Below are 18,379 nucleotides of genomic sequence, written 5' to 3'. Positions count from 1 at the left end.
AAATTAGTTGTTAGGTATTAATAAACATCTCGTTGATAGCGTTTTTGACTTCTTAACTCATCCAGATAGTTGATGGCCAGCTCTTGACTGTATTGTGCTTGAGTCATCAGAATTTGTTGTAATGCTAAATCAACTGCTTTTGCCATGCGCTTCGCATCCCCACAAACATAGATATAGGCACCTTGTTGTAACCATTGCCAAATCTCACTGCCTTGAGCAATTAATTTATCTTGTACATATATTTTCTCGGCTTGATCTCGTGACCACGCAAGATCGATATTCGTTAACAAACCTTCTTTAACATAATTTTGCCACTCCACTTGATACAGAAAATCAGAAATAAAATGCGGGTTGCCAAAAAATAACCAATTTTTACCCGTAGCGCATTGAGCACTACGTTGTTGTAAAAAAGCTCTAAATGGTGCAATGCCAGTACCGGCAGCAATCATGATGATTGGCGTATTGGTATCATTAGGTAATCTAAAGTTATCATTATATTCAACAAAAATTTTGACCTGATCTTGGTCAGCAATTTGATTGGCTAAAAAGTTTGATGCACCGCCAGTACGGGTTTTACCTTCGATCTGATAACGCACCACATTTACGGTAAGATGAACTTCGTCTCCAACTTCATCTTGCGCTGATGCAATGGAGTAAAAACGAGGTGTAAGAGGTCGAAGCAATCCAACTAATGTTTGTGCGGTAAGGTTGCCTCGATAACGATTAAGCATATTAACCAGTGGTAATGTTTGACTCATTTCAATCAAAGTTTCTCTGTCTTTGCTTAAGGTAAGCAGTTCAGGATTTTGAATTGCTTGAGCATATTTCTCAATAATGACAGGTGTATTTTGAGTCAATTCAACATGCTCAATCAGAGCTGTTTTTAAAGTAATTTGTTGACCATTGTGTTCGACCAGCTCATCACCGGTAAGCTGGGTAATATTAAGAATTTCATCGACAAGCTCATCGCTATTTTGATACCAGACCCCTAACGCATCGCCCGGTTGATAGCTAATATCAGAACCAGTAAGGTCGAATTCAATATGACGGATATCGCGATCCGAATCGCGAGAAGTAATTTTTTGATTGACATTAACAGGTGCAATAAAGGGATTATCGCGGTGATAAAGGCTACTGTTAACAACGACACTGCTTGAAGTATTATTTTCTGTTAGTGATTTTGAAGTCGATTGTTGTAGACTGCTAAGTTTATCAATTACAGCTTGTCGCCAATTGGTACTTACAGTTTGAAAATCCGTATCAGCATCAACGCGTAATAACATACGCTGAGCATCTAATTCAGCTAATCGTTGATCAAAATCTTTAGCAGCTTGACAGAATTTTGGATAAGAAGAGTCACCTAAACCCATTACCGCAAATTGTAGATTTGCCAATTTAGGGGCTTTGGCAGCAAAAAGATATTTATAGAGTGGTAGTGCTTCTTCTGGTGGTTCGCCCTCGCCTTGTGTTGAAGTAATTAAGATTAAAATTTCTTCCTGACTCAGTTTTTTGGCTTTGTATTCGCCAGCAGGCAGATGAGTCACTTCAATACCTAAACGCTCAATATCTTGAGTTAACTCATTTGCAACTCGACGAGCATTACCTGTTTGTGATGCTGATAAAATCGTAACTTTTTTCGCTTGCTCAGCTTGCGTTACGTTGGTGGTAGTTGTGATATTCGGTAACGCTTGTTCGTTTGAACTTTTTTCCGCAATTCCCCATAAATATCCAGACAACCAAGCAAGCTGTTTATCGCTGGATTTTTCAATAATTTTCTTTAATTCATCACAATTAAAAGGAAAATGTTGTGTGCTCATGTGATTCCCTTATCTGATAGCTTTTGAGCTATCGGTAAATTGCTAGTGCCTAGCAACCTTAAAATGTTCTGTTAAATCCTAATAATATTGTTTTACTCAACGATTATCAGCAAAGTCCAATGTGTATCTATTTCTAAAATCAGAAAGTTATTTTATGTAAGCCACACTCTCTGCCTTGTGGTCCTTTAGTCGGATCGACATAATCCATCTCATTAGGTAAATTAAGTTTTTCGATGTAGTTCTGCATATCTTGACTTGTCCAGTCGAGGAGTGGGGCAATCTTAAATAAATTATCTCCCGCTTTTGTCACAATATTTAACTCCTGTCTTAAGGCAGATTGTTCACGACGTAGCGCAGTAAACCACAGCGTTGGTTTGAGTGTGGCTAAAGCACGATTAAACGGCTCAATTTTGACAATTTGGGTAAACTCGGTATGCTCTGGCGTATCTAATTCAGGTAAACCACCGTATCGCACATTTAAATAAGCTGTCGTTCGTTGCGGTACAAAAATATGTAGATTAAGATTAAGTTGCTTTGTAATTTTATTGGCAACACGATAGGTCGCATTTGTTGCATAACCATTATCAACCCAAACAACCTGAATATTTGGGTCAACTTGGGTAACAAGATGAAGTAACACAGCTTCATATGGTCCAAAATGGGTACTAATAATACTTTTGACTGGAATATCTTGTTGCTTCTTTAATGCCCACTCAATAATGGTTAACGGTGACTGATTTTGTAATTTCTGGTTCACTTTGGATAAATCTAGCATGGTTTTCCCCCTTATCAACTTATCGATGAGTAATTATTTATTTTGCATATTACTGGTTTGCCCATTGATATAATTCAGCAACAACTTCAGGTCGACTAAATGTTTCAGGTATGGGCTCTTTTGTTTGCAAACGCCGTCTTACCTCGGTACCTGAAATAAGAACACGCTCATCACTGTCATGTGGGCAAGTTTTGCTTGATGCCATACCTGCACATTTATGGCAATAAAATGTCCAGTCAATTTTGATTGGTTTAATGAGTAAATCTTCATCTCGTAATTGGGTAAAAATATCTTGTGCAGCAAACGGCGAATAATAATTACCGACACCGGCATGATCGCGACCGACAATAAGATGGCTACAACCATAGTTTTGTCTAAAAAGAGCATGCAGTAACGCTTCTTTGGGACCAGCGTAACGCATATCTAAAGGATACCCAGAATGAACAACAGAATCAGGAACAAAGTAATTATAAATTAGCGTATTAATAGCTTTAAGACGAATATTTGCCGGTACATCACCTGCTTTCAAATTACCAAATAGAGAGTGGATAAGTACCCCATCAAAAAGCTCTAATACTGTTTTGACTAAATATTCATGTGAACGATGCATCGGGTTACGAGTTTGAAAAGCCGCGATTTTATGCCAACCTAATTGATTAAAACGTTCTCGTGTCTCTTGTGGTGTTAATGCATATTGACCAAATTGTTTTTTAAAACCATTATCATGGAAAACACGCACTTTACCACCTAAATTAACAGGTGGCTGAGCCATAAGCATCGCAACGCCAGGATGATTTTGATCGGTTGTTGTAAACACCTGCATCGCTTCAAATTGCTTATCTGGTCGATAAATACTATCAACATTTAAAATACCAATTATCTGCCCATCGGGTGTTTTAAGGGCAATATCATCACCCAATTTTAAAGTATCAGCTTGAGCATCGGTCACGGATACTGTGATAGGAATTGGCCAAAAAACACCATTTGCTAAATGCATATTATCGCAAACACTGCGCCAATCTTCTTCCCGCATAAAACCATACAGCGGTGTAAAACCACCAATTCCTAACATCACTAAATCCCCAGCTTCACGACTTGATAGCGTAATTGCGGGAAGATTTTTTGCATAATGCTGTAATGCCAATCGATCATCGTCTTTAACAAGAAGCGGTTGTAACTGGTCACTGGCGTGAGGAGGGATCAAAGCCATAATGTTTCCTTACCTATCTAATTTTTATTAATCTTAATTAAAAACGATTATCGACAAATAAGGAAATATCAATTTTACATACCATTATGCGATTTACGCATATTCATAAATTGGTTTAGGTTTGTAATGGATAAAAATAATTTTTAGATCTAACTATCAAATATTGATTCATTTTTACATACTAACTCAGAATTTTGTGAGGCAGATCACAAAAACAATACAATATTTGTAATATTTTTCTACTTATTACGTTTATTTTGAGTATTAATGGATATTAAACAATTACAACAAAAAATTACCGATATCACCATCTGGAAAAAAGGCGATCAGCGAGCTCCACATAAACCTTTATTATTACTTTATGTATTAGCACAATATAAGCAAGGCCATGCTCGCTTGTTTGATTATGAAAAAGAAATTAAAGAACCTTTACATGATTTACTCGCTCAGTTTGGTCCTCAACGTAAACACTATTATCCCAATATGCCTTTTTGGCGTTTGAAAAATGACGGTTTTTGGCAACTGATTAATTTTGAAAATTGCACTAATCCAATTTTGCCAAGTAAAGAACCAACAAGTAAAACCCTTGCTTCACACCAAGTACTCGGTGGTTTTGATGAACAAACGTATAAACTGATAAAAACAAACCCTACCATTATTGATCAATTAGCAGGACAAATTTTAAGTCAGCATTTTACTGAAAGTGTGCAAGAAAACTTAATTAATCGATTTGGGTTTAATTTAATGGAATCCAATAAATACCGAGATCCTAAATTCAGACAAATCGTATTACGTGCATACAACTATCAATGTGCCATCTGCGGTTACGATTTAAGGCATGACTCAGTATCAATCGGCCTTGAAGCTGCTCACGTAAAATGGAAACAACACGGCGGACCATGCATTGTAAATAATGGTTTAGCACTTTGTTCATTACATCATTCCGCTTTCGATATGGGCGCTATCGGGCTTGATTGTAATCTAAAAATCAAAGTATCAAGTGGGGTAAATGGAAACCACATAGTTGAAAAACTCTTTTGGGATTTCGACGGCAAAAACATCTTACTACCTCGAATGAAAAGCGATTATTTACATGACAGATTTATTGAATGGCATGTTAGAGAAGTGTTTAGGGACTAAGGGAAAGAACACTAATGGACAAAATAAAAAATCTAACGCCTGGCGTTATCCTAAATAATAAACAATTATGTGAAATATTTAAATGTAGTCCTCAAGGAGGAATGAGAAAATCTAATAAAACAAACACATTAGTTCTTATTACTAATCATATTGAATCGGTATACTCTGATAGTTGGAATGGAGACATACTCCACTATACTGGAATGGGACAAAAAGGAGATCAAAGCTTAGACTTTATGCAAAATAAAACACTAAATGAAATTGAATCAAATGATGTTAGTGTACATTATTTTGAAGTATTTAAAGATAAAGAATATACCTATTTAGGTCGTCTAACGAAAGCTGCTGAGCCTTATCAAACACAGCAATTAGATGTAAATCAAACTTTACGTAATGTATGGATATTTCCACTCAAGCTTGTCGAAAACAAATTACCTATAACAGTATTATCTAATTATACGAAAGCTAAAGAACATCAGGTTCATAAATATAAGATTGATAAATTGTTAAATAAAGTTATTAATCAAAATAAAAGGCCTGGAAAGCGAGAAGTTCTTACCCCTCAATATATAAGAAGTCCTGAACTAGCAGAATTTATTAAACGTAAAGCTAACGGTAAATGTGATCTTTGTGAAAATCCGGCACCATTTACAACAAAAGACAAAATTCCTTACTTAGAATGCCATCATATTATTTGGTTGTCTGAAGGTGGTGAGGATGCAATTGATAATACAGTAGCACTATGTCCTAATTGCCATCGAAAAATGCATATTGTTAAAGATATAGATGATATAAATAAATTGAAAAAAATTGCAAATTTAAGAGGGCGAGAAATCGCTTTAAAGAATGAATAAAATTATTAATGTTGTTGCTGCAGTAATTATTAAAAACAATAAAATTCTTTGTACTCAACGAGGTCACACTAAATATTTAGCGTATAAATGGGAATTTCCTGGTGGAAAAGTTGAATCTGGCGAACAATTAGAAGATGCTCTCATTCGTGAAATAAAAGAAGAATTAGGTTGTAATATCTCGATCAAAAAATATTTATTAACAACAGAACATAATTATGATTTTGGCACAGTTAAAATCAACGCTTTTCTTTGTCAGTTAATTGATAATGATCCAATATGTTTAGAACATAATAAGATTTGTTGGTTAGATAGTAATGAATTAAACGATCTAGATTGGGCGCAGGCTGATTTACCGATTGTTTCATATTTGCAGAAAATGGAAAAAGATTTAAATGAACTATGAATGATTAATATATCATTGTTATTGCCGATAAAGCATACTTTTAGCAATATGGTTTTACTTCTAAAGAAATCAATGTCAAAGATGATAAAAAATATAATCGGTAAGTGGACTGTTTATGGTTTTGCCAAATATATGCGAAATGAGTTACCTAATGCAATCTATTTAGGTTTTACTGGAACATCTATTGAAAAGGTCGATGTTAACACGCCAGCAGTTTTTGCAAATTATGTTGATATCTACGATATTTCACAAGCTGTAGAAGATTGCGCCACAGTAAGAATATTCTATGAAAGTCGTTTAGCACAAATTGCCGTAAGTGAAGATAGTCGACAATTAATTAAAGAATTTGATGATGAATTTAGCGACGAGCAATTACTGGAAACACAAAAAGAACGTTCTAAATGGGTAAGGATAGAAGGTCTTATTGGTAGTAAAGAGCGAATCAAAGCTATTGCTGCTGACATTGTTCAACACTTTGAATTAACGCCTAAAAGCCGATGCAAATAGCGGCAAAGGGATGATAGTCACCATGTCCAGACGTATTGCCGCTGAATTGTATTGTGAAATAACTATACTGAAGCCAGAATGACATAGTGATAGTTTGAATGTTGGTGTTATATTATAATATTTGAATAGGGATATGATAGGATCGAAGTTATGGCTTACTATACCAATATATTTTCACCAGAAACGTACCAAGCTTTTACCAATTCAGATAAAACTATAGCAGGTTTTCGAATTCGGCAAGAAGGTTTAGCAAAGAAACTCAAACCTGGAGATATTTTAATTTGTTATATTACTCGTTTATCTCGATGGTGTGGGTTACTTGAAATTGCTGATGGTCCATATCAAGATAGCTCACCTGTCTTTTTAGATAAAGATGATCCTTATATAGTACGTTTTCATGTTCGAATTAAAATTTGGTTACCATTATCAACTACAATCCCTATTCATATTGATGATATTTGGCAAAATCTCTCTTTTACAAAATCACACGATAAAAATAGTAGTGCTTGGACAGGTTTGCTGCGTAATAGTTTAAATAAATTTAATGAAAAAGATGGTAAATTACTAAAAACTATTTTGTTAAAGCAATTTAATAATTCCACCTCTTACCCTTTAAATGAAACCGAGCAAAAGAAATTAAAAATTCATACGGTTAATCGTACTGACAAAATTATAGAAGTTTCTGTTCCTGAAAATGATGATAGTTTAGAGGACAATCAACCAAATCAAGATGTTCGTGAATCTATAAAAATGCAAGCTTTACTTGCCGAAATGGGTGCTCGTATGGGACTTAAAGTTTGGTTACCGAAAGCTGATCGTAGTAGAGTTCTCAAAAAATGGGAAACGGGAACAGATGCTATGTTAGATAGATTGCCTCTTAATTACGATGAAACAACATTAAGTACGATTGAGCAAATTGATGTTATTTGGTTAAAAGGACGCTCAATTGTTCGTGCATTTGAAGTTGAACATACAACATCCGTTTATTCAGGTTTATTACGAATGGCCGATTTGCTTGCTCTTCAACCGAATATGAATATTAATTTGCATATTGTTGCGCCGGATAATCGACAAGAAAAAGTATTTCAAGAAATTCAAAGGCCAGTATTTTCTCTTTTAGAAAAAGGTCCTTTATCTGAAAGTTGTAGCTATATTTCTTATAGTAATTTGAAAGAACTCAGTAAACAAAAACATTTAGATCGAATGACGGATGCGGTGCTTGATGATTATGCAGAATTGCTTCAAAGTAATATTTTATAGAAAAGATAATACGTTTTAACAGTTTATTAACCGGATAAAATTTAGGAACACCACCAATGAAAAACATCTAAAATTAACTACAACTAATCCCCTCTAACACTCCCATAATAAAAAAATAGAGTAAAAAAACAAATCACTCGGTTGCCTGCAAAACATAATCAATATAATCAAATAGTTATCAGCTTCAATGTTCTCTATTCAATATTCTAAAAACATCAAATTATAAATAACTTATTAGACCATAATTAACATATCATACTTGATTTCGCATAAAGTAAAGGCATAATTGTTTAGTATATAAAATAATATTACAGATGTACGATAAGGAATAAGAAAATGAAAAAGAATATCGCATGTATCATCGCTTCCATTTGTTTAAGTATGATTAGCACTGCCAGTGCATATGAAATTGTTTGCCCGTCTGAAATTGAAGTTAAATACAATCAACCAGAAATTAAAGATATACCAGATGGATGGGAAATGTCTTACAAAAAAAACCTCATTCATTTTCTTGATAGTATGGGCGTTTATTATGATAAACCTATTTATTTAGGTATTTTAAAGCCAGAGCCAGGAATCATTAACGGCAATAGATATGAATCCAAATGGACGCTTGGTTCGATCTATGATAAGAAAGATAGTTATGTTAGTTGCTCTTATTCTGGAATCTACTTAATAAAAAAAATCGACCCTTCCATGGAAAGCTGTTGGAGTATCGAATCTAAAAATGAATTTGGATATCCACAATTTAAACTTATTTGCAGCACAGAAGAATTAGAAATGATTGAATAGTTTTCTTGATTACACAACGGAAAACTTCATATTTTTCAACTAAAGATGTTATGGATGATCTTATTTTATAAGAGAACCGATGTAAGTACCAAAATAAGGTTAAGTATGATTTATGCAGAATAAATCTTTATTATAAATTCTAAAATTATTAAAAAACATAAATTACTTTTTATAACACTAAAATTGAAAAACCTTTCATTAAGTAACTGATTATTAACAATGCTTTATAACTTAACATAGCTAAAAATATAACATAACGTTATGGCAACAATTATTTATTAATTTTTAATGCCAAAAATCGATTGAAGAGGTAGTAAGCAGTGATAACGTCGGAAGAGATAAAAAATAGATTATGGGATGGTGCCAATGAACTTCGTGGATCAATGGATGCTAGTCGATATAAAGATTATATGTTAGGTTTGATGTTTTATAAGTTTTTAAGTGATAAAACATTAGCCACATTCAAAGGCATGTATACCAAAGATGAAATAAGTGAATCAGATTTAATTACTGCTTTTGAAGATGCAATGAGAAGTAACGGCGATCTACTTGAAGCATCTTTCCAAAAACTACTTGGTTATTATGTATTACCACAATATCTTTACCAAAAATGGATAAAAGATATTAATAATGGTGATTTTGAAGTCCAAAAAGTAATCGACAGTTTAAACTATTTCGAACGTTCAATTTCCACATCACCAGATGCAGATGATTTTAAAAACCTATTTTCTGGCTCCACATTAGATCTTACTGATACAGCACTGGGTAGCAATTTAAATGAACGAAGCAAAAATATTAAAGCCCTGATTTTATTATTTGCTGATCTAGATATGATCGCATTACAGAAAGGTGACGTACTCGGGGATGCATACGAATATCTAATTGGTCAGTTTGCTATGGAGTCAGGCAAAAAAGCTGGCGAGTTCTATACGCCTCGCCAAGTTAGCGAAATTATGGCACAAATAGCAGCTAAAACATCTAATATTCGCTCTATTTATGATCCAACCGTTGGTTCTGGTTCTCTACTACTAACAGTAAAAAAACATTTAACTAGAGAAGTACAAGAAGCACTCACCTATTATGGTCAAGAAAAAAATACAGCTACCTATAATCTTGCTCGTATGAATTTATTACTGCATGAAGTTAAACCAAATAAAATGACCATCAAAAATGGTGATACATTATCCCATGACTGGCCAGAAGATCCATCTCGCCCAAATGAAGGCGTACTATTTGATGCCGTGGTAATGAACCCTCCCTACTCTGCCAAAAATTGGAATCGAGCGGGACTGAAAGTAAGTGATCCACGTTTCGTTGTGGCCGGTGTATTACCCCCTGATTCAAAAGGTGATTTTGCTTTTTTATTACATGGACTATTCCACCTTGGGCAAACAGGTACAATGACCATTGTATTGCCGCACGGTGTTCTATTCCGAGGTGCAGCAGAAGGGGAAATCCGCAAACGACTACTTGAGAAAAATTATATTGATACTGTTATTGGTCTACCAAGCAACTTATTCACCAATACGGGTATCCCTGTTGTTATATTGGTATTAAAGAAAAATCGGCAACTAGGTGAACCGATTTTAATTATTGATGCATCAAACCAATTTATTAAAGTTGGTAAGCAAAATGTTCTTCAAGAAAAAGATATTGCCAAAATTGTTGATACCTATGTAAATCGTAGTGAAGAAAAAGGTTATAGCCATTTAGCGGACCGCCAAGAGATTATTGAAAATGAATATAATCTCAATATTCCTCGTTATATCGAAGCGATTGATAATGAAATTGCTCATGATGTTGATGGCCATTTGCTCGGTGGTATTCCACAACATAATATTGATAATTTAACAGTGATACAGTCTATAACCCCCGATTTATTACAGGCAGCCTTACAACCATTACGACCTAACTATGTTAAATTAAATTGTGAAATTTCTGAATTAACAGACAAGATTTTAAATGATTCGCGGTTAGTCAATCTATCAGCTAAATTAGCCCAGCAAGCACAAGCTTACATTGATAAATATTGGCCTCAAATTATTGCTATCAATGATCAAGATAAAATTCATGATTTAATGGAAGAGATGTTAGCAGAAATTAAAATTTTATTAACAAGTTTTAATAATATTGATATTTATGATGGTTACCAGATTATTGCCGAAATCTGGCAGAATTCACTACTTCATGATAGCGAAATTATAGCTTTAAGTGATTTTTACACCGCCGGTCGTAGCCGACTACCTAATATGGTAACTAAAGGCAGCGGAGATAAAAAACGTGAAGTACAAGATGGTTTTATTGGTAGCATTGTTCCAAATGAATTAATTGCCTCTGAACTTTATGCCGAAGAATTAGCAAAAATTGAACACAATAAAAATCAAATTCAAATGTTTGAAGGTGAGCTTAACGAACTAATTGAAGCCAGTAAGGAAGAAGATAGCGCCGAGTACGAAGCGCTTTATGAATCATTGAAAAAAAATGATGACGATGAACCACTTGATGCATTCGATAATAAAAAGCTAAAAGAAGAGCTAAAAAATACGCCAAAAAACAGTGAGCAATATAAGTTACTTAAAAAAGTCGATAAATTGATCAGTGAAAAAGCCTCTTTAAACAAAAAAGTAAAAGCAGATGAATTAGCACTAAAAGATGAAATACAAGAACGGATTATAAACTTAACCGATCAAGAAATCGATTCCCTAATGTATAAAAAATGGTTTGCCAATACAACCACATTATTGAGTGAACTTATTGAAAAACCGATAAAAGCTGAATTAAAAATCTTACAAATGTTAAACGAACGTTATCAAGATACCTTAACTTCAATTGATGATGAAATAAAGCAACTTGAAGATGAGCTACAAGCCATGATGCAAGAATTGGTGGTAACCGTGTTTCCTTGTGATGGTGAATCAAAGCCTAAACTACGATTTAAAAACTTTGATAAAATCTGGAGTAGCACCTTTTTAGGACTGATATCCCAAATTAAAACCGGTGAAAGTGATGCACAAGATTCAGTAGCATATGGTAAATATCCATTTTTTGTTAGATCAGAAAATATTGAAAGAAGTAATAGATATTTATTTGATGGTGAGGCAATACTAATTCCAGGCGAAGGGCGTCTAGGAGAAATTTTCCACTATATTAATGGTAAATTTGATTACCATCAACGTGTATATAAAATATCTAACTTTTCAAATAATATTGATGGCAAGTTTATTTATTATTTAATGCAAAAAGATTTTAAAGAACATGCTCTAAAATATACAGTAAAAGCAACAGTAGATTCTTTACGTTTACCTATGTTGACTAATTATAGATTAAAGCAACCTACACTACAGGAACAAAATAAAGTCAGTTCTTTTTTTGTGAAGTTAGACCAAAAGATCGCCTTAGAACAACGTAAATTAGAAAAATTAAACAATATAAAACAAGCTTATTTAAATGAAATGTTTGTATAAAAGGAGTTAGGTTATGAGTCAGGTGAGTAAAGACGCGTCAGAAAAAGTCTTCCAAGAAAAATTTGTTAGAGAACTAGAAAAAAATAAATGGCATGCACCTGACTATTTAGATGGTAATAAACACAAAGTTACAGTTGATGATTTAATTAATCATTGGCGCCAAGAACTTAATCGTCTTAATGCTGACCAGCTTGAAGGTATTGAATTAAGTGATAATGAATTCAAGCAAGTAATGGCAAAAGTACAACAAATTAATAATAGCTATGAAGCTGCCAAAATTTTAGCCATGGAAGAGTCAAAAGGTAAAATTGATGGCATCTACCGCGACGATCATCCTAACATTACACGCAAACAAATAACCTTAACTATTTTTAAAAAAGCAGAAGTACGTGGTGGAGATTCTAGTTATCACATTGCCCGCGAAGTACAAACCCCAAACGGTAACCGTTTTGATATAGTTTTATTAATTAATGGATTACCACTTATCAATATTGAACAAAAACGTTCGGACAAAAATTTAGACGAAGCATTTGAACAATTTAAGCGTTATTATCGCGATGGTGAATATTGCAATAACTTTATGGCTTTTTCGCAGATGATGGTTATCACATCCGAGATCGAAACACGCTATTTTGCAACACCAAAAACTATTGCAGATTTCAATCCGAAGTTTGTTTTCCATTGGGCGGATGAGTTTAATAAACCCATTAACCATTGGCAACAGATAGCGAAAAAATTTTTAGTGATTCCAATGGCGCATCAAATGGTCGGTGATTATTTGGTGATTGATGAAGCAAAAGAAGAAGAAAACCGTCGACATATGTTAATGCGACCTTATCAAGTATGTGCTTTACAAGCTGTTGAAAAAGCTGCATTTGGGGCAGATAATCCTGAAAAAAAACCTCATGGCGGATTTGTTTGGCATACTACTGGCTCTGGTAAAACCATTACTAGTTTTAAAACGGCACTATTTTTATCTACCCGAGCAGGATTTGATAAAGTGGTTTTTTTAGTTGATCGACGTGAATTAGACAGTCGCACAAGTGCCAATTTTAAAGCTTATGCCGCTTATGAACCCGTTTCGGTTGATGATACCAAATATACCGCCCAATTACATAAACATCTTAAATCAGCCAAGAACGGTATTGTAGTAACCACCACATTTAAATTAAATAGTTTAATTAAAGAGCTAGAAGAATCTAAAGATAATACTCTTACTAATAAAAAAATAATTTTTATTGTCGACGAAGCCCATCGAACCACAATGGGGCAAATGATGGGTAATATAATAAGTTACTTTAAAAGTAATGGATTATTTTTTGGCTTCACTGGTACGCCTCTATTTGATGAAAATAAAATCAAAGGCAAAATTAATGAAAAAAGTGAATTGATTAATACCACTGAAAAATTATTTGGACCAAAACTTCATCAATATACTATAGATGAAGCTATTGCTGATGGTAATGTGCTCGGTTTCCATGTCGATTATATTAATACTGGGGAATTTAAAAGTTATGATGATCTCCGTGAAAAACTTATTGAAAGGATAAAAATAGAAAAACCAGATATGTCTGACCGAGATATTGATCGCTTGGTACAAAGCTGGAGCGAGTTAGAAGTCGAAAAGCAAGCGGTAAAAAAAGATATTTTGGCATATTATGATGAAACTCATATTCCTCGCGTTGTTGAAGAAATTATTGCTAATTGGCAAACTCAATCACAACAACAGCAATTTAATGCTATTTTAACTGTTGCCTATAAAGAACGAGTGATTGCTTACTATAATGAATTTAAAAAACAGCTGAAAGATAATCAGCAAAAAATCAATATAGCAATGACATTTAGCTTTGGTAATGAAAATGATCCAGATAATGTTGATCCCGAAGTAATTAAAACCATGTTTGCGGATTATGCAAAATTTACCGAAATTAAGTTTATTGCTGGCGATAAAAAACATGGTGAAAAAGCTTATTTTGAAGACATTGTCGAGAGAGCAACTTTGGGAGGAAGTGGTCGCAATGCTAAAAATATTGATTTAGTGATTGTGGCAGATCAGCTATTAACCGGTTACGACTCAAAACGATTAAATACCCTCTATGTAGATCGAGCATTAGAACTACAAGGATTAATTCAAGCTTATTCACGTACTAATCGTGTATTTAACTCAAGTAAAGAATTTGGCACAATTATCAATTTTCAGTTACCAAGAATTACTGAAGAGATAGTTAACCGAGCATTAGAATTATATGGCAGTGGCGGTAAAACTAGCAAAGCTATTGTGGACACTTATCAAGTTGCGGTAGAGAAATTGGCAAATGATTTTGCAGAGCTCTCGTTGACATTACCCAATCCAACCGATTGGCAGAGTTTATTGCGAGATAGTAAAAAGTTAAATGCATTTTTAGTGGCTTTCAAAATTGCTTCTGATCAACTTAATACCGTTCAACAATATTATGAATTTAAATGGGATGATATTGCTTTTGGTATGACAGAAAATACTTGGTTAAATTATGTTGGTGCATATAGAAACTTAGCCGAAAAATCAGATAAACCAATAGCTCCAATTGTTGTGCCTGCTTTAATTGGTAAAACTAAATTAGCAAGAACACAAATAATTGATGCTGCACATATATTGAACTTAATTGGAGAAAAAGTATCTAATGCATCTGGCATTCAAAAAGTTGATAATGAAACTTTACGTATTATTTATGAACAAATTCAAGAGTTGAGTAATATGGGGGAAAATCAGCAAGCAGAAATACTAAAAGAGTTTGTTGATAATGAACTAATAACAGGTAATCTTTCTAATCAAACTCATTTTGATGAAGCATTTAATAATTGGAAAGCAGATAAAATCATGATTCTGGTATGTGAATTTGCTAAAAAATGGGGGCTTGATACGCAATTATTACAAAAATCAATGAATAATTTTGATTTATCACAACCACAGATTATTCCTTATCTTGAAGAATTAATCAAAAGTGTAAATATCACGCAAATAGAAAGTGAAACCAAAGATAACTTATTTATTCATAATTTGAAACTAACAGATGAATTACCTCGTTGGATGAAAGAGGTTAAAAATAAGTATAGTTAGGTTTTACTTAAATATTTATTCTAAAATTAGCATCAAGAATTAGAACGAAATATATTATAAATAATAATGATATAAATAAAATTAAGTAAGGTTTCAATGAAAAACACCCAAAAATTACTACTACTTATCACGCTTAGCTTTCCTATGGTGAGTAGTGCTGACTGTGAAAAATGGATTGATTATTTACTTGAAAAATACCATTCTTCTCGCGAGAGTGATAAGGCAATTTGTAAGATCTGGCCTGCTGATGAAAGTAAAACAATTGTGGTTTTACCGTTTCCTCATGAGATCGAAGGGACAATTTTTTATGATCTTGATGTGTTGCTTGTGGATACGCAAAGTGGTGAATTAATTGCTCATAATTGGCAACAGAATGCGTTTGTTAGTGATGCTATTGAATTAAATAATTTTGAAATCGATACGGCTCGTTATCAACTTAATAATGAATCTCGAGCTTTTGGTGTTCGTGCCAATTCTGCAAATGGTTCTCCTTATGTTCCCATTTCTCAACAAGTAATTAATCTTTATGTGCAACAAAAGGAAAAATTGAATCGTGTTGTTAATAAGTTGGTGTTAAAAAACTTTAGTGGTGAATGGAATGATTGTGACGGTGAATACAATAGCCGTAATGCTGTTTTATTATTAGGAAACAATACGACCAATAATTATAAAGATCTGATTGTTTCATATAATGAACAAAAAGAAATTGGTAAAAAAAATAGCGAAGGGGAATGTGTTGAACAGATAACTAAATCACCAAAAAGAAAATACACATTACATTATAATGGTGTTGAATATCCTCTACCCAAACCAGTATATTAATATCTAAATAACCAAGATCCTCTACTCCAATCAAAACGTAAAATGGACAGATTCTATTTTGAATATTCTGTCCTTTATTTTTAACTTCATAATTGATTCTTTTAGAATTTATTTACTTCATATCTTAATACATTAAAACAATTAGTTAACTTAACAATTATTCTGTAATGGTGATTGAGATCTAGTTCACAATTCTTCTAAATCAAAATTGACTCAGTATCTATTGTATGTTTGTATGCTAATTAAACAGGCATGTGACTGGTAAAGCAGGCAGGACTTAAATAAATTGTATATGCATAGCTGCATTTTACTGTTTATCTAGGTCTTGCTTTTTTTACTACTAACAAGAAAAATAATCACATTAGCTGAAAACAACTTAAACAGAAAACTGAATAATAATATTTATTTAACACTGACAGATCATATTTACTTTGCGGTTGAACGAGTTAAAAAAGGTCTGTTTATACCCAATAAATTATATTGGGAAATAAAAAATTATTATCCGCAAGAGTTTAATATCGCCAAGCAAGCTATTGAGTTACTCAACGCAAGATATAATCTCACTTTTCCTGAAGAAGAAGCGAGTAATATTGCATTTCATCTCATTAACGCTCAAACCACGACCACACAAAATCTTAATACGTTTCAATATGCCAAAATGATAAATTCAATAGTGAAATTGGTGAAATATTCCGTTGGCGTGCCAATAGATACCTCATCAATTCACTATACCCGTTTTATTACCCATATTAAATTTTTTGTAGAACGATTTTATGCCAATAATCAATTACAAGAAGATAATAACGATCTTTATGAACAAATATCCTCGCTTTATCCTTATGCAATGCATATTGCAGAGAAAGCAAAACAATACATCGATCAAACTTATCATAGCTCAATATCCGATGATGAGGTGGTCTATTTGGGGATTCATATTAATAGACTAATACGCAATACCAAATAATATATATCATTTAGTTACGTAAGGTTGAGATCTAATTTTTTTACTAAAAAGTTGCTTTTGCTATATTAGCTTTATCGATATGGATAGGTGATTTTAAAACAGGATATATTCATAAATTGCCATCTAAATAAGGTAGTTATCTTAATGAAATAACGTTATTAAAAAATGTAAACAGTTAAGATGCATTGATTCCTCTAAAGTCATTATTAGTCATGGATACAGTTAGATCAACCCTAGCTCAAGTTCCCCCGTAAAATCATTTATATAAATCTAAATTAAACAAATCAATCTTTTAATATTATTATTCTACATAATACAATGTATAATCGTTTTAATTAAAATTGATATTATTAATACTCTGATATTTAACATTAATTTATCTAACGGTGTTACTAATTAATTTAAGGAAAGACTATTATTGATAGTTTGATAATATTAAGGAGTTGGAAAGTGTTACATGCAGTTATTAAGAAAAAATGCCATTATCTTTTAAAAGAGCAAAATAATATTAGAATACCTCGAGAAGACATCATTACCTCCACAATATTTGGTCCACTACGTTATTTTGAAGCTAAAGAAATTTATTTTTTCATTACATCTATCGCTGGCATTAAAACTAATTTAATTGATGATAGCAATTTACAGATAAAAGCTAATATTGATTTTTGGCCATCTAAAATAGATACTTTTAATAATGAGCGTAGAAGAACTGAACCTGATATTGTGTTCAATTTCGACGTGAATGACAAAAAGGAAACTTATATATTTGAGTTAAAATGGGGCACTTATTCTTTTTCAGAAGATCAAATTGAAAGAGAGTGGCAGTTTTTTAAATCGCCACAAGAGGGTGGAACATCTTATTTAATCTATTTAGCTAATTATGTCGATACGTTTAATGCTATTAAAGCCAGTAAAAATAAGAATTGGAAAAGTTTAACGTGGTTAAATTTTTTACATAAAATAAAAGAAATTAAGGATCAAAGTAATAATCAAAAATTACAGTATTATTTAGATGATTTAATCAGCTTTTTGGATTGTTTAGATTTTAGAGCATTTAATTCTTTCACTCATCTAAACCTCAAAATAAATTCTGACTTAAAAATTAATTATCATTTTCGAAATATTGGGGATGATTTAATCAGCTTTTTGGATTGTTTAGATCTCACAACATTTAACGCTTTCACCAATCTAAACCTCAAAATAGATCCTGACTTAAAAATTAATTATCATTTTCGAAATATTGGAACTGATGTATCTTCATCTAACATTTAATT

13 protein-coding genes and 2 pseudogenes are annotated in these 18,379 nt (G+C 32.8%); 12 read left to right on the top strand and 3 right to left on the bottom strand.

Annotated elements, in window-relative coordinates; translation table 11 throughout:
- Positions 1-17: 17 nt before the first annotated feature.
- The 3 genes from H3S88_RS01785 to sat form a co-directional block, all read right to left on the bottom strand.
- Positions 18-1,817: an assimilatory sulfite reductase (NADPH) flavoprotein subunit gene (locus H3S88_RS01785; RefSeq protein ID WP_198227254.1), complete on the bottom strand. Its 1,800-nt coding sequence runs from the start codon at positions 1,815-1,817 to the stop codon at positions 18-20.
- A gap of 139 nt (positions 1,818-1,956) precedes the next feature.
- Positions 1,957-2,592 carry a phosphoadenosine phosphosulfate reductase family protein gene (locus H3S88_RS01780; RefSeq protein WP_065738039.1) on the bottom strand — a complete coding sequence of 212 codons (636 nt, stop codon included), beginning with the start codon at positions 2,590-2,592 and terminating at the stop codon, positions 1,957-1,959.
- 49 nt (positions 2,593-2,641) lie between these two features.
- Positions 2,642-3,802 carry a sulfate adenylyltransferase gene (gene sat, locus H3S88_RS01775; RefSeq protein ID WP_198227252.1) on the bottom strand — a complete coding sequence of 387 codons (1,161 nt, stop codon included), beginning with the start codon at positions 3,800-3,802 and terminating at the stop codon, positions 2,642-2,644.
- Positions 3,803-4,069: 267 nt separating this feature from the next.
- Between sat and H3S88_RS01770 the strand changes: the two genes are divergently transcribed.
- From H3S88_RS01770 to H3S88_RS01720, 12 genes and pseudogenes are all read left to right on the top strand, one after another.
- The gene (locus tag H3S88_RS01770) at positions 4,070-4,942 is read left to right on the top strand and encodes a phosphorothioated DNA-binding restriction endonuclease (protein ID WP_198227250.1); all 873 of its coding nucleotides are present in this window, start codon (positions 4,070-4,072) and stop codon (positions 4,940-4,942) included.
- A 14-nt stretch (positions 4,943-4,956) separates the two neighbouring features.
- Positions 4,957-5,796 carry an HNH endonuclease signature motif containing protein gene (locus H3S88_RS01765; RefSeq protein ID WP_198227248.1) on the top strand — a complete coding sequence of 280 codons (840 nt, stop codon included), beginning with the start codon at positions 4,957-4,959 and terminating at the stop codon, positions 5,794-5,796.
- Positions 5,789-6,199 (top strand): (deoxy)nucleoside triphosphate pyrophosphohydrolase, encoded by a 411-nt coding sequence (locus H3S88_RS01760; RefSeq protein WP_198227246.1) that lies wholly within the window; start codon positions 5,789-5,791, stop codon positions 6,197-6,199. The genes H3S88_RS01765 and H3S88_RS01760 overlap by 8 nt, the downstream gene beginning before the upstream one ends.
- Before the next feature lie 11 nt (positions 6,200-6,210).
- Positions 6,211-6,785 (top strand): annotated as a pseudogene (locus tag H3S88_RS01755) (type I restriction endonuclease subunit R); the annotation flags it as partial.
- 71 nt (positions 6,786-6,856) lie between these two features.
- Positions 6,857-7,966, top strand: a complete 1,110-nt coding sequence (locus H3S88_RS01750; RefSeq protein ID WP_198227243.1) for a hypothetical protein — start codon at positions 6,857-6,859, stop codon at positions 7,964-7,966.
- Positions 7,967-8,302: 336 nt separating this feature from the next.
- Positions 8,303-8,758 (top strand): STY0301 family protein, encoded by a 456-nt coding sequence (locus H3S88_RS01745; RefSeq protein ID WP_198227241.1) that lies wholly within the window; start codon positions 8,303-8,305, stop codon positions 8,756-8,758.
- Positions 8,759-9,078: 320 nt separating this feature from the next.
- Positions 9,079-11,649 (top strand): annotated as a pseudogene (locus H3S88_RS13440) (type I restriction-modification system subunit M); the annotation flags it as partial.
- Positions 11,629-12,222, top strand: coding sequence for a restriction endonuclease subunit S (locus H3S88_RS13480; protein ID WP_370545749.1), 594 nt, complete (start codon positions 11,629-11,631; stop codon positions 12,220-12,222). The pseudogene H3S88_RS13440 and the gene H3S88_RS13480, both read left to right, overlap by 21 nt.
- Positions 12,223-12,235: 13 nt before the next feature.
- Positions 12,236-15,319, top strand: coding sequence for a type I restriction endonuclease subunit R (locus H3S88_RS01735; RefSeq protein ID WP_198227237.1), 3,084 nt, complete (start codon positions 12,236-12,238; stop codon positions 15,317-15,319).
- Between the two features lie 96 nt (positions 15,320-15,415).
- On the top strand, positions 15,416-16,141 hold the full coding sequence (locus tag H3S88_RS01730; protein ID WP_198227235.1) for a hypothetical protein: 726 nt from the start codon (positions 15,416-15,418) through the stop codon (positions 16,139-16,141).
- Positions 16,142-16,466: 325 nt separating this feature from the next.
- Positions 16,467-17,105: a PRD domain-containing protein gene (locus H3S88_RS01725; RefSeq protein ID WP_198227233.1), complete on the top strand. Its 639-nt coding sequence runs from the start codon at positions 16,467-16,469 to the stop codon at positions 17,103-17,105.
- A gap of 450 nt (positions 17,106-17,555) precedes the next feature.
- Positions 17,556-18,377, top strand: coding sequence for a hypothetical protein (locus H3S88_RS01720; RefSeq protein ID WP_198227231.1), 822 nt, complete (start codon positions 17,556-17,558; stop codon positions 18,375-18,377).
- The last annotated feature ends 2 nt before the right edge of the window (positions 18,378-18,379 follow it).

This window comes from Gilliamella sp. B14448G11 (assembly GCF_016101765.1).
Lineage (GTDB): Bacteria > Pseudomonadota > Gammaproteobacteria > Enterobacterales > Orbaceae > Gilliamella > Gilliamella apicola_N.
This window is presented reverse-complemented; position numbering and strand designations above follow the sequence as displayed.

What these genes read in the sequence shown, in the direction of transcription:
- sat (WP_198227252.1), bottom strand. Translation starts at nt 3,802, where the DNA reads ATGGCTTTGATCCCTCCTCACGCCAGTGACCAGTTACAACCGCTTCTT.
- H3S88_RS01750 (WP_198227243.1), top strand. Translation starts at nt 6,857, where the DNA reads ATGGCTTACTATACCAATATATTTTCACCAGAAACGTACCAAGCTTTT.
- H3S88_RS01785 (WP_198227254.1), bottom strand. Translation starts at nt 1,817, where the DNA reads ATGAGCACACAACATTTTCCTTTTAATTGTGATGAATTAAAGAAAATT.
- H3S88_RS01760 (WP_198227246.1), top strand. Translation starts at nt 5,789, where the DNA reads ATGAATAAAATTATTAATGTTGTTGCTGCAGTAATTATTAAAAACAAT.
- H3S88_RS13480 (WP_370545749.1), top strand. Translation starts at nt 11,629, where the DNA reads ATGATGCAAGAATTGGTGGTAACCGTGTTTCCTTGTGATGGTGAATCA.
- H3S88_RS01730 (WP_198227235.1), top strand. Translation starts at nt 15,416, where the DNA reads ATGAAAAACACCCAAAAATTACTACTACTTATCACGCTTAGCTTTCCT.
- H3S88_RS01765 (WP_198227248.1), top strand. Translation starts at nt 4,957, where the DNA reads ATGGACAAAATAAAAAATCTAACGCCTGGCGTTATCCTAAATAATAAA.
- H3S88_RS01735 (WP_198227237.1), top strand. Translation starts at nt 12,236, where the DNA reads ATGAGTCAGGTGAGTAAAGACGCGTCAGAAAAAGTCTTCCAAGAAAAA.
- H3S88_RS01770 (WP_198227250.1), top strand. Translation starts at nt 4,070, where the DNA reads ATGGATATTAAACAATTACAACAAAAAATTACCGATATCACCATCTGG.
- H3S88_RS01745 (WP_198227241.1), top strand. Translation starts at nt 8,303, where the DNA reads ATGAAAAAGAATATCGCATGTATCATCGCTTCCATTTGTTTAAGTATG.
- H3S88_RS01780 (WP_065738039.1), bottom strand. Translation starts at nt 2,592, where the DNA reads ATGCTAGATTTATCCAAAGTGAACCAGAAATTACAAAATCAGTCACCG.